This window comes from Saprospira grandis DSM 2844 (assembly GCF_000275825.1).
GTDB lineage: Bacteria > Bacteroidota > Bacteroidia > Chitinophagales > Saprospiraceae > Saprospira > Saprospira grandis_A.
This window is the reverse complement of sequence record NZ_JH719942.1, coordinates 546,964-559,379: the sequence shown is the minus strand read 5'-3', so window position 1 is coordinate 559,379 and position 12,416 is coordinate 546,964. Positions and strand designations below refer to the sequence as shown.

The 12,416-nt window shown below is 48.6% G+C and carries 12 protein-coding genes; 11 read left to right on the top strand and 1 reads right to left on the bottom strand.

Features of this window, described 5'->3' with window-relative positions; translation table 11 throughout:
* Window positions 1-62 precede the first annotated feature (62 nt).
* On the top strand, window positions 63-3,338 hold the full coding sequence (locus SAPGRDRAFT_RS02725; RefSeq protein ID WP_002657014.1) for a UvrD-helicase domain-containing protein: 3,276 nt from the start codon (window positions 63-65) through the stop codon (window positions 3,336-3,338).
* Here SAPGRDRAFT_RS02725 and SAPGRDRAFT_RS02720 read toward each other — a convergent pair.
* The gene (locus tag SAPGRDRAFT_RS02720) at window positions 3,335-4,789 is read right to left on the bottom strand and encodes a toxin-antitoxin system YwqK family antitoxin (protein WP_002657013.1); all 1,455 of its coding nucleotides are present in this window, start codon (window positions 4,787-4,789) and stop codon (window positions 3,335-3,337) included. The two genes, SAPGRDRAFT_RS02725 and SAPGRDRAFT_RS02720, sit on opposite strands and share 4 nt — an antisense overlap.
* A gap of 294 nt (window positions 4,790-5,083) precedes the next feature.
* Between SAPGRDRAFT_RS02720 and SAPGRDRAFT_RS02715 the strand changes: the two genes are divergently transcribed.
* The 10 genes from SAPGRDRAFT_RS02715 (at window position 5,084) to SAPGRDRAFT_RS02665 (ending at window position 12,367) form a co-directional block, all read left to right on the top strand.
* Window positions 5,084-5,644: an RNA 2'-phosphotransferase gene (locus SAPGRDRAFT_RS02715; protein ID WP_002657010.1), complete on the top strand. Its 561-nt coding sequence runs from the start codon at window positions 5,084-5,086 to the stop codon at window positions 5,642-5,644.
* 181 nt (window positions 5,645-5,825) lie between these two features.
* The gene (locus tag SAPGRDRAFT_RS02710) at window positions 5,826-6,296 is read left to right on the top strand and encodes a DUF2452 domain-containing protein (protein WP_002657009.1); all 471 of its coding nucleotides are present in this window, start codon (window positions 5,826-5,828) and stop codon (window positions 6,294-6,296) included.
* A 1-nt stretch (window position 6,297) separates the two neighbouring features.
* A complete protein-coding gene (locus SAPGRDRAFT_RS02705; protein WP_002657007.1) occupies window positions 6,298-7,026 on the top strand; it encodes a DUF5672 family protein in 729 nt (242 codons plus the stop codon).
* Window positions 7,023-7,841, top strand: coding sequence for a hypothetical protein (locus SAPGRDRAFT_RS02700; RefSeq protein WP_002657005.1), 819 nt, complete (start codon window positions 7,023-7,025; stop codon window positions 7,839-7,841). The genes SAPGRDRAFT_RS02705 and SAPGRDRAFT_RS02700 overlap by 4 nt, the downstream gene beginning before the upstream one ends.
* Window positions 7,842-7,844: 3 nt before the next feature.
* Window positions 7,845-8,318, top strand: a complete 474-nt coding sequence (gene rlmH, locus SAPGRDRAFT_RS02695; RefSeq protein WP_002657003.1) for a 23S rRNA (pseudouridine(1915)-N(3))-methyltransferase RlmH — start codon at window positions 7,845-7,847, stop codon at window positions 8,316-8,318.
* A gap of 8 nt (window positions 8,319-8,326) precedes the next feature.
* The gene (locus tag SAPGRDRAFT_RS02690) at window positions 8,327-8,998 is read left to right on the top strand and encodes a rhomboid family intramembrane serine protease (RefSeq protein ID WP_002656999.1); all 672 of its coding nucleotides are present in this window, start codon (window positions 8,327-8,329) and stop codon (window positions 8,996-8,998) included.
* Between the two features lie 197 nt (window positions 8,999-9,195).
* Window positions 9,196-9,969: a hypothetical protein gene (locus tag SAPGRDRAFT_RS02685; protein ID WP_002656997.1), complete on the top strand. Its 774-nt coding sequence runs from the start codon at window positions 9,196-9,198 to the stop codon at window positions 9,967-9,969.
* 46 nt (window positions 9,970-10,015) lie between these two features.
* The gene (locus tag SAPGRDRAFT_RS02680; RefSeq protein ID WP_002656995.1) at window positions 10,016-10,774 is read left to right on the top strand and encodes an aminotransferase class IV; all 759 of its coding nucleotides are present in this window, start codon (window positions 10,016-10,018) and stop codon (window positions 10,772-10,774) included.
* Between the two features lie 363 nt (window positions 10,775-11,137).
* A complete protein-coding gene (locus tag SAPGRDRAFT_RS02670; RefSeq protein ID WP_002656993.1) occupies window positions 11,138-11,770 on the top strand; it encodes a hypothetical protein in 633 nt (210 codons plus the stop codon).
* Between the two features lie 6 nt (window positions 11,771-11,776).
* On the top strand, window positions 11,777-12,367 hold the full coding sequence (locus tag SAPGRDRAFT_RS02665; protein ID WP_002656990.1) for a hypothetical protein: 591 nt from the start codon (window positions 11,777-11,779) through the stop codon (window positions 12,365-12,367).
* The last annotated feature ends 49 nt before the right edge of the window (window positions 12,368-12,416 follow it).

The following is a 12,416-nucleotide window of genomic DNA, read 5'->3' as shown; positions in this document are numbered from 1 at the left end:
AAAAAAGAAACAGAAGGATAAGGACCTAGCGGTTGATAACTGCTTAAGAAGACAGATGAGCTATGCAAGAAAAAATGCAACTGAAAATTATATCGGCTGGAGCGGGGAGTGGAAAAACCTACACCCTCACTCAACAAATGGCCGAACTGCTGATCCCCAAAGATGGACAGCCCGCCGAAGTGCGGGCCTCGGGGATTTTGGCCACCACTTTTACCAATAAGGCCGCCGCTGAGTTGAAAGAGCGGGTGCGGGTCAAATTATTGGAGGAAGGCATGAGCCAAGAAGCCGATGAATTGGGCCAAGCCATGATTGGGACCGTGCATGCGGTGGGCGTACAGCTGCTCAAGCGCTTTGCCTTTGAGGCGGGGCTTTCTCCCGAAATGGACATCATTGCCGAAGGGGAGCAATCGCAGATTTTTAACCAATCGCTATCGACAATTTTAACCGAAGAGCGCAGCCTGCAAATGGAAATGCTGAGCAAGCGCCTAGGTTATGAAGAGCAGGGCTTTTATGGCCGAGATTGGCGCAGCGATATCCTCCAACTGACCGATTTGGCCCGAAGCAACAACCTAGATGCAGCAGCCCTGGAAGAAAGCGCTACGGCTTCTGTGCGTAGTCTTTTGGCCCTTTTGCCTAGCCGAAGCGCCAAGACCGCCGCAGCTTTAGACCAGCAGTTGCGCAGCTATTTGGAAAATACCTTGCTGGCCGTTTTAGAAATAGAAGATGGGACCAAATCTAGACAAACCCTAATCTCCAAACTGCGAAGTTTTCAGAATAAACTTCGCGCTCGGGGCTATTTGCATTGGTCGGAATGGGTGGCCCTGGGCAAAGCCTGCGGCAAGGCCCCAAAAAAATGTAAGGAGGCTGTAGAAGAACTCAAAGAATTGACCGATGGGCATGAATCTCATCCTCAATTTCAGGAGGACCTCAGCCAATATATCGAGCAGCTTTTTGCCTTGGCACAGGCAGCTATAGATGAATACGAAACCTACAAAACGAGTCGAGGCCTAATTGACTACACCGATATGGAGGTCTATATCCTCAAGCTTTTGGAGCAACCCCTAGTGCGGGAAGTTTTGGAAGAAGAGCTAGACCTTTTATTAGTCGATGAGTTTCAGGATACCAACCCCATTCAGCTCAAAATCTTCTTGGACCTCAGCCGTTTGGCCAAGCGCTCGATTTGGGTGGGCGACCCCAAGCAGTCAATTTATGGTTTTAGAGGGGCCGCCCCCGAGCTCATGCAGGCCGTAGTAGAACAAGCCAAAGAGATGCAAGTATTGGGGAACTCTTGGCGCTCTAGGCAAGACCTTGTTCATTTTACCAATGGGCTTTTCTGCAAAGCTTTTCCAGATTTAGGGGAAGAGCGGGTAGCCTTAGAGGTAGCTCCGCCCTTTAAGAAAGAACTAGAACCCCAGGGTTTGGGCCATGCCTTAGAGCATTGGGTTATTGACTTTAAGGAAGGCAAAAGACGGCCCGGAAAACCTTGGCCGCATCGGGCTTTGGCGCATGCTATTGCCCAACTCTTAAAAGAGGGGCGGATGATTCGGCCCAGAGGCAAGGGCCAAATGCGGCCTTTGCAGGCGGGCGATATAGCCGTACTCTGCCGCTCGAACCAAACTTGTCAGGACCTAGCCGAGCAACTGGCCGAAGAAGGCCTAAAAGCCTCCATTGCCCGAAAGGGCTTGCTCAAAACGCCAGAAGCCAGTTTGTTGCATGCCTGCCTAAAGTTTATTCTCAATCCGCAAGATAGCTTATCGGTAGCCGAGCTAAAACTTCTCTTAGAGGCGCAGAGCTTGGAGGAAATTGTCAAGGACCGCCTAAAGTATTTGGAGCGAGAGCAGGAGCAGAAAAAGTATAAACTTTGGGGGGAGTCGGGACAAATTAAGCGCTTATTGCATTTGGCCCAACAACTGCCCGAGATGTCTGCCACCGAAATCGTCAATCTGGTCATCGAAAAAATGAACCTCCGCAATGTAGTGGCCCGCTGGGGAAATGCCAATCAGCGTTTTGCCAATTTGGATGCCTTACGCAGCAAGGCCCTAGAATATGAAGAAAACTGCAACCGTTTGCATAATGCGGCCACCTTGGGGGGCTTTCTCCTGTGGTTGGACCATTTGGAGCGGGAGGGCTTAGATGCCCAGGCCTCTAGCCAAAGCCAGGATGCCGTCAATGTATTGACCTATCATAAGAGTAAGGGCTTAGAATGGCCTTTTGTGGTTTGCTATGAGCTAGAGAAATCGCTGCGAGAAAACTACTTTGGCTTTCAGTTGATTTCTACCCAGGAAGAGGTAGACTTGAAAAACCCCTTGGCCAATCGCCTGATTTCTTTTTGGCCCAATCCCTATGGCAAGCAGAGCCAGAAAACCAATTTGGTAGAGAACATCAAGGCCTTACTACAGACCGCCTTGCGCAAAAAGGCGCAATTGCAGGAGGAGTCGCGCTTGCTTTATGTGGGGGTAACTCGTGCCCGAGATTATCTGGCCTTGCCCATCTTTTTGCAGCAAAAGAATTGGGGCCTCAATTGGCTCAACCGCAGCTTTCATCTGGGCGATGAGGAGATGCAGACCGTAGACCCCGATAGCGATTTTTGCATTTGGGACTGGAAGGGGAATGCCCTGCCCGTTCAGCGGATGCAATTGGAGCTCTTTAAGGAGATTGACCCCCTAGAAGCGGAACAAGAGGAGGAGGTTTTTCCTTATTTGCAGGCCTTTAAGGGCGAGCAGGACCATTTGGCGGCCCAGCCCGAAACGGCAGAGCAGCTGATGGGCGAAATTGAAATGCCAATTTTGGGCGAGTATCCCTATCTGCCTGGCTTGCCCATAGAAGATATTAGCGAAGAGGAGGAAGAGCGTTTGGGCCAATTGTTACAGCTCTATTTGCGGGCCGACCAATTGGATTATGCCCTGAGCTTGAGAGAGCAAACCGCCCAACAACTACTAGAAGATTTTGAGCTCAAGCATCAGCTCAATAGCTTGCAATTGATGCGCCTGAGTCAGCAGTTTCATCAAAGCCTACAGGCATTTGGACCTATGCAGCTGCATCGGGCCAGAAGGTTCCGCTTTCAGCAAGACCGACAGGTTTTTAGGGGGCAGGTAGATTATTACTTCTTTTCTGAAGAGGAGGAGCGGCAAATCTTAATGCTAGATGTTTTGTATACTTATGAGGGCTGGAAACAAAAAAGCCACCGCATCAGAGAAGCAGCAGCCAAATTGTATGCAGCCAAAAACGCCTTGGCCCAAGCAGGCTATAGCGCTAGCTGCTATTTACATTTTCCTCTTTCGGGCCTCTACGTAGAAGTAGCGCCTAGTTTAGTAGGAGAGGAGGAAGAAGACTTCTAATCGTTTAATTCTTCAAAGGTATAAGGGTCGATCTTTCGGCCCTTGTTATTTTCCATTCGGACTAAAACCCCATCTTTGAAAAAGTACTTGAAGCGCAGATAACCCACAGGGTCATTCTCTACCCATTCGCCAGTTTTGGCATAACCGCGTTCTTTGCGGCCTGTCAAAGGGTTGTACTCAATAATGAGTTTGGGCAGGTATTTTCCCTTAATATGTTCTTTGCCGTTAATGTGGTATTGCACATACTCCCCAATCCGAACGCTATATTGTTTGCGAGGAGTTAGCTTCTGGATACGAAACTCCTTGGCCAAGCCATAGCTGAGGTACTCTTGCCAGCGCTCTTCCAAACTATCGGCAGAAACCGAATAATCTACTTTGTCAATCCAGTTAATGGCGTTGTAGTTCAGCGCCTCAAAGTCTTGGTCCACCAATTTGAATTTATATTCATAGGGCAGTTCAATTTTATAAAAGAGGGTATCCATATCTTTTTGGTCCTTCAAAATGGTATGTGCGCCCTTGGCCCTAATTTCTCCATTTTCATAATAGCTAGTAAAAAAGCCCAGTTCTAGGCCATCTTCATAGGCCGTACTATATTTGGGGGTGCCATCATCATAGTAGGTCTTAAAGACTCCTTGGCGTCTGCCGTCATTAAAGGTCTCTTGTCGGAAGGGTTCGGCATCCAAAGTGGTTTTCCAAAGGCCCGTTCTTCGGCCTTCGCCATCATAGTAGCCGGTGGCCACTAGTTCGCCCCCATTGAGGCCTCTTTTGTACTCAATCCAGCGGCCTTCTCGCAGGCCATTGAGAAAGGAGCCCGTGCCCACCAGCAACTCTTCGGTTCCAAAACGGGGATGTCGGTCTACCTTATAGTATTCCATTTTTCCGCTGGCCCGTTCTTGGCCAAAGTCAAATTCTCCTTTAATGTGGACATTTCCCTTATCTATATAATAGTCATATTGCCAGCGGCCTTTTTTTTGGCCATTGGTATAGCGGCCTTTGGCCATCAGGCGGTCATCCTTAAACAGCAGCCATTCGTCTTGTCGGATGCCGTTGAGGTATTTGCCCGCGGCCAGTTTATCATCTAAATGGTTATAGACAATCCAGACGCCATTCATGCTATCGTTGGTAAATTTGCCTTTCATTTTGATCTTTGTTCTGGAGTCTACTAGCTCCCAGCGGCCATTTTTTACGTCATTTTCATATTGGCCCACCACATCGGGTTCATCGGCGTATCGGCCAATTGGAGAGATATAAAAGCGCCAGCGGCCTTCTTTTCCGCCATTTTCGTTATAGCGGCCTTTGGCCAGGGGTTTCCCATCTTTTCCCTTAATAATCCAGTAGCCTACTCTTTGGCCCTCGGCATTGATTTGGTTGTATTTGGGTCGTTTTTTTTGGGCCTCTACACTGCTCAGACAGAAAAGGCAGGCAAGGCAGAACATGATGGTTAATCGCATAGATGAAATAGTTTCTTAATATATTTTTTTGGGGCTGCCCCTTCGGCCCTTTGGGCCTGCGGGTCGGGCTCTGTCGCAGCTCGCAGGTCTGCTCGGCCCTTCAGCGCTGCGCGCTTCGGTCTGGCCCTTTGGGCCACTGCTATCCATCCCTCAGCCGATAGGCTGGGGAAAGCCCCAGCCTCAGGCAGCTAAGCCGAGCATTTGAGCAAGCGCTAGGCCAGTTTGCTGCAAAAAAGAGGGGGCGCAGGGAACGTTTTAGGCAAAATTCTTCATTATCAGCGAAAAAAACGAAAAATGAGTAGAAGATTAGTAAAAACCTCTAAGTTCCTAAGTTTAATTCTACGCCACCGGCCCGAGCTATTGGGCCTAAGCCTAGAGGCTGGCGGCTGGCTCGATGTGGAGCAGCTTTTGGCGGCGGCCAAGGCTCATAATAAGGAATTAGATAGGGAGTTGCTGGAGGAAGTGGTCTGCAAAAATAACAAAAAGCGCTTTGCTTTTAATGCAGAAAAAACCAAGATTCGAGCCAGCCAGGGACATTCTGTAGACATTGAGTTGGGATATAGGGCCCAAGCGCCCCCAGAAATTCTCTATCATGGCACGGCCCAGCATTTTTTAGACAACATTTTAAAAGAGGGCTTGTTAAAAATGGATCGGCATCAGGTGCATTTATCGGCAGATATTTCTACTGCCGAAAATGTGGGCCGTCGGCATGGCAAATTGGTCCTTTTGGTGGTGCAGGCCCAAAAGATGCAGGCCGCAGGCTATGCCTTCTACCAATCGGCCAATGGCGTTTGGCTTACCGATACCGTTCCGCCAGAATACCTGCAGCTATGGGCAGGCGGCCCTTCGGCCTAGCGCTGTGGAGGGGTGGCCGAAGGCCAGACCAAAGGCGGAACGAAGTGGAGCCTGAAGGGCCGAGCGAATAGCGAGCCCCGCAACATAGCGCCGCAGCGAAGCTGCGGAGGCCCCAAAAAAACAGCAGTATAGACCCACAATATTAAAACAATCCGTATTTTTAGGCCCTAATTTCAAGATTATGAAAGAAGAGAAAAAGGAAAAAGAGTTCATCAACCCGATTGATCCCGATAAAATTGCAGAAAATCCACACCTTTTGCCTTATGCGCATACGGTGGGGGGCGCTGTGATCAAGCCGATGGACAAGGGGCGGGCCAAAGGGCTGTCTGTGCAGGCCATGCAGGAGCAAACCAAAATGCAGTTGTCTCAGATTGAGGAGCAGATTAAGCTCTTGGCTATGCAAGCCAAAAAATTGCAGGATCGGGTCTCGGTTTCGGAGATGATTTATGGGGCCGATATGAACTTTAAGCCTTTAATTAACCATATTTACCACCTCTATCAGCGAGAGAATGGGGAGGCTGTATTGTCTATGGTGGGTCCCGATGAATGGGGCTGGGCTGGGCATAAGTTTCACCGCTTTTTGGCTACTGTAAAGTTGTTGGCCGACCATACTTGGGAGATTTTGAAAGAGGCTGGTCCAGAAGAAGAATAAGATGAAAACTGCTATTGTTTGCATTCCGATTTATCGGGAGCAACCCACAGATAATGAACTGCTTGCCCTTGGGCAGGCTGTTCGTGTTTTGGGCAATTACCCCTTTAGTTTTATTGCGGCAGAGGGCTTTGATGCGGCCCCTTATTTGGCCCTTGCGCCCAAGGCTACAGTAGAATATTTTGAGCCTACTTATTTTGCTTCGGTAAAAGGCTATAATCGTTTGATGCTGAGGGCCGATTTTTATCGCCGTTTTCAAGCTTATGATTATTTGTTGATTTATCAGCTAGATGCCTTTGTTTTTCGCGATGAATTGGCCCATTGGATGGAGCAAGATTATGACTATATTGGGGCGCCTTGGATAGAGGCCCCGCCTAGCCCGGTAGACAAGCGCCCACTGTTTAATTTGGCCAATATGATGAAGGGGCAGGTGGGCAATGGAGGCTTTTCGCTCCGAAAAATTGAGCGTTTTATTCAGGCGGCCAAGCAATGGGGCGGCCTTTTGCGGGCCACGGGCAAAAATGAAGATTTTCTCTGGGCCTGTGTTCTGCCTTATTTCATGAAATTTAAGCGGCCCAAAGAAGCTGAAGCCCTGCGTTTCGCCTTTGAGCTTTCGCCAGCAAAAGCCTATGCCCAAAATGGGGAGCAATTGCCTTTTGGTTGCCATGCTTGGGAGAAATACGAGCCCGAATTTTGGGCCCCTTTTATTCAGGCCGAAAAAGATAAATTATGAGAATTTTAGTTGCTTTTGTTTTGCTGTTTGGCCTCTTTAGCTGTGGCCAAAATGGACCAAAAGAAAGTATAGATGCGGGAGGGGGCATTCATTATTATGCTCGACTGAATACGGAGCAGGACTTTAGTATTCAATCGGGCCAGCAGACAATCATCCAACTGAGTTTGGAGGGCGGTTCTAGCAGCCTTTACCTCATTTTTAATGGAGCATTATTTAATTTTGCCCTAGATAGTAGTTATAGCTTCCCTTCGGAGCAAATTGAGGCCGTTTTGACGGGCCTCGACAGCACGGGCTTTGTCGTCAACCGCAATTTGTCGGGGAGTTTTCAGCTCCACTCGCATGAGCAGTTTAAGCAATCTACGGGCAGCATGCAGCTGAAAATCCGCCTGGGCCTAGAGGAATATAAGGAGCTAGAGATTCCCAATTTCCAGTTGAGTACGCCCTTTTTGCATGCGGCTTATTTGGGCCAAGCTATTCGCTATGAGGAAACTTTTGATAGTCTAGAACAAACCGATATTTTTCCGCTTTTGCAGGGCCAATGGCGCTTAGAAGATCATGTCTTTTTTGATGGCGCCCGCCAACAATGGCGAGACTATTTTCATTTGCCCGATAGCATCTTTTGGCAAATTAGCGACAGCCAATTGCTGGTGCCTATGCAAGCGCCTTTATACCTAGAAGAGCGTCGACTCTCTTTTGATAATGCCCAGAAAAAACGGCAATATTTTGCCATCAATAAGCTAGATAGTCAGTCGCTCTGGATCACCAACTTAAATGTCCGTAGCAAGGACCGTTATTTTTTTCGCCGCCAACGCTAAGAGATGAAACTAGAATTTTGGATGGTCGGGAACACCGCCTTCAACTACCTCAAAGAGGGAATGGATATTTATGAAAAGCGCCTCAAGCATTTTGTTCCCTTCGAGAGCCGCATTATTCCCGATATAAAAGGGGCCAAAAATATGCGAGAGGCCCAAATTAAGCAGAAGGAGGGCGAAAAGATTTTGGCCAAACTAGAGCAGGGCGATTTCCTTATGCTCCTCGATGAGCGAGGCAAGCAGTTTGACTCGCTGGCTTTTTCTGCTAAACTAGAGCAGCAGTTTCAACTTAGCCATAAGCGGATCATTTACCTAATTGGTGGGGCCTATGGCTTTTCCGATGAGGTCTATGCCCGTGCCAATGGCCGCTGGAGTCTCTCCAAACTCACTTTTTCGCATCAAATGGTCCGCCTTTTTGTGCTCGAACAGCTCTATCGGGCCATTAGTATCCAAAGGGGCTTGCCCTATCATCACGCTTAATTTCTATTATGAATAGCTTACTTTTATTAGACAATTTGCTTAGTCAGGCGCCCGTAAATTTAGCCATTTTGGTCATTACGGTCATCGTTTCTCTCCAAGCTTTTCAGAAGCGGGAGATTTACGCACAGCTCATTTTTAATCCGGCGGTCATTGTCAACCGCAAGGAGTGGTACCGCTTTTTTAGCTCGGGCCTCATTCATGCCGATGGCATGCACCTGGGCCTCAATATGTTTGTCCTTTATCAGTTTGGGGGACAGGTGGAGCAGGTTTTTACCCTTGTTTTTGGAAATATTTGGGGCCATATTCTCTATCTTTTGCTTTATGTTTCGGCCCTAGCTGCCTCTTCTTTTTATAGCTTCGAGAAGCATAAGGACAACTATGGCTACAATGCACTGGGGGCTTCTGGGGCGGTTTCGGCGGTCTTGTTGGCCTATGTGCTTTTTGCGCCCACCAGCACGCTTTTGCTCTTTTTAGTTATTCCCACTCCCGCCATTGTGGCCGCTTTGGGCTATTTGGCCTACTCGCATTATATGAGTAAAAATGGCAACGACAATATTGGGCATGATGCTCACTTTTGGGGGGCTATTTGGGGCATTGTCTTTACCTTAGCCTTTGATTTTGCTTGGACGGGAGGCGCCATTGCTCAAAATTTTTATTACCAATTGGCCAATTGGTTTTAGGGGCCTCCGCCTCGCTTCGCTCGTCGGCGCTAGGTTTCAGGGCTCGCAGGTCTGCTCGGCCCTTCACTTTTTTTCGCTTTGCTCAAAAAAGTTTGGTCTGGCCTTCGGCCACCCTTTCACAGCGCTAGGCCGGGCGGGCTTCGCCCGCCTCTAGACGCAAAAAATTAGAGTACAGAAAATAGAATCCATATAAAATCATGTCTACACAAAAAATAGCAGAGCGCTTGGCCCAGTTGGGCGCTAGCGATTGCAGCACCAACTTGGCCGAGGCCAAAATTTACTGGACCAATAAGGAGGGGCAGGTCTTGGCTCATGCCCGCACGGCACCCATTATGTCTTGGGCGGCCACCAACAAATCGGCGGCTTGGGCCTTTAGCCTTGGGCAATTTATAGATGCCGAGGTAGAATGTTTTCAGCCCCAAAACAATAAGTCGGAATACATTGGCAATATTCCAGAAGAGTTGGCCCAAGAAATGGCCTTTGCCGAGGCCCAAGGGGCCGATGTTCCGCATTTTTATGCTGCTGCCAATGGGGCCAATATGCTCTATTTGGCCATTTATGATTATAAAGAGGAGAGTTTGGTCCTTACGGCAGCGGATTGGCAGCGCAAGCGCCGTTCGAGCATTGGCTACAACTTGCAGATGCTCATGAATATGGTGGAAATTTTAGAAATTCGGAATCGCTACAAGGAGGCTTATGGTTTGCTTTGGCAATTTACCCAAAGTCTGGACAACCAGCTGCAGCAAAAGCACATCAAGGAGGAGCTGGTCCTTTTGGAGGAGGTCCAAAAGTTGCGTACTTCCGTAGACCGCTGGCTAGAGATTTTGCCGCCAGAGGTAGAGGAAGAGCAAAAGCACTCTTTCTTTTCTATGGCTCGTTGGAAGGTGCCGGACCGCACGGCTAGAGAAGAAGTGGGGGCCTTTATGAAGCAGGCGGCTTCTAAATGGGGGCGCTTATTGAAACAATATTAAGTAATTTGGCTTTGGAGTTTTTCCAAGGCCATTTTTATGTATAGTTATGAATAACAGAGGGTTTAAGTATGGGGATGGGTTGTTTGAGAGCATTCGGGTAGGGCCCAAGGGGGCGCCTTTGTTGCTTTGGCATGAGCAGCGGCTGCGCCGCAGTTTGGACCAATTGGGCATTTTGCTCCCGGAGGATTTTCAGCTAGCTTCATTTATCCGTTTGGGCGAAGCCTACCGCCTGCGGCTGAGCTGCTGGCGGGCAGGCGGCGGGCTTTATACCCCTGAAGAGAACGGCTTGGCCTATGCGGTAGAAGAGCAGCCGCTGCAAGCGGCTGCTTTCCCTTGGCCCAAAAAGGGGCTGCATTTAGGCGTTTATGAAGGGCAGCCGATAGCGGCGGGTGGCTTATCTTTTCTAAAATCATTGAGTGCCCAGACCTATGTGATGGCGGCCAAATATAGGCAGGAGTCGGGTTTTGACGACTGTATTTTACTGAATGCTTGGGGCCGTGTAGTAGAGAGCGTGGCGGCCAATATCTGGCTTCGGAAAGGAGAGGGATGGGCCACGCCTGCTCTTTCGGAAGGGCCCGTGGCGGGGGTGTTTCGGGCCTATTTGTTGGATGTATTTGGGCAGAAGGGCGTAGTGGTGGAGGAAAAAGCCCTGACTATAGCGGATTGTCTGGCCGCGGATGAAATTTGGCTGACGAATGCGGTGCAGGGGATCAGTTGGGTGCGGGAGTTTATGGGCCGGGGCTATGTTTGTAGTTGGGCGGAGCTTTGGCAGCCTAGGTTGAATGCTAGGCTTTGGGGGGAATAGCAATTGGTCCAGCCTCCCCGAAGGGATTCCTTAGGGAATCTCGAGGAGGGGAGGGTGGGCGGGGACATATTGACGGATGAGGAGCGCAGCGAGGAATACCACTTTTGCGGTGGACAGGCCCGAAGGGCCGCAGGCTGAGGGATGGCAGGGGGTGGCCGAAGGCCAGACCGAGCTTTTGAGCGCAGCGAAAAAGCGAAGGGCCGAGCGAGCAGCGAGCCCCCGCACAGCCCGACCCGCCCGCAGGGCGGGGCAGCCCCAAAAAACAGTTCATAAAAGATGAAACCCTTTAGCAGAAATAGGTTAAATTTGGGAATCTCTTAACCGTGCTCTTCTTTTTAGTTGGGGCCAACGAACAACATCAACATGATTAGAAAATTTAGTATACTTATTTTTGCTCTATTGCTATTGACCTCTTGTGATCAGCTATCTAAAGAAGGGGAAACCGTGGATGAACAAATGCCCAAAGTAGAGGTTAAAGAATACAAAGTAGTAGCGCCGCCAGCGGGTTGTCAGTTGCCTAAAACGGTAGCGGATCTGGATGGTGGATTGAAAAAAATATATTATCAATTTAACAAGAACAACCAGGGGAGCTTGGCCCTTTTTGGCAAAGAAATGCAATTGGGCAAAAAAGAAGTGGTGGTCATTGTGGACTATATGCAATACAAAGATATGGACTGTGAAGAGGATCAGAGTCGTTATGGAGTTGGGGTACGTTTATTTTTGCATATTGAAAAGGCCAGTCGAAAAATTGACTTAAACAACCTACCACAATTGGCGGCCCATGTACAGCTAGGTCGGGCCTCGGTGCGTTATATTTTCCAGACCATTGGGGTAACGGGGCCAAAAATCAACGACATATTGCCCAAATCGAACACCAACACCTTTGATGTGGAGGGTTATGCCAGCGTCATACGGGCGGTAGACCAAGTACAGAGCCTCATTCGCGATGATATTGATGGGGTAAAGATTGCTCCCCAGGCTATTCCGACAAATTAGAAAGAGATGCACAGCATAGAACCTCATTTTCGTTGGCGAGACGAATATACGGCAGAGCAAGACGAGCGTTCGCCATTTTATGGGCGGGAGTATAGTGAATTCTATTTTGAAAACAGGATCTACAACTACCTGATTCATCCGCAATGGGATGAATTTGGCTCGGAAACCCTCTATCTTAAAATTCTTTTTGTGGATTATGAGCGGGGTTATGCTATTATTGAGTTGATTGGGGAGTGGAACGACACTCTCAACAATGACATGGGTTGTTTGAAAGATGAACTACTGGACCTTTTGCAGGGGGAGGGGATTCGCTATTTTATGCTCATTATGGAAAATGTATTAAATTTTCATGGCAGTGATGATGCTTATTACGAAGCCTTTGTAGAGGATTTGGATGAGGAAGAAGGCTGGTGTTGTTTTTTGAATTTGCGGCAGCATTTGAGTGCTGAAATGGAGGCCCATGATCTTCATGAGCATATTTATTTTGGGGCCCCTTTTAATGAATTAAATTGGCGACCGCAAAAGCCCTTGCATCTCTTTTTGCAGATAAAGGAGAAAATAAGGGCCATGGATGAGCCCGTTTATTTTTTGGATTAGGGGGAGAAAAAGCAGCCGTAATTTTTTTACGGCTGCTTTTTTTCATTTA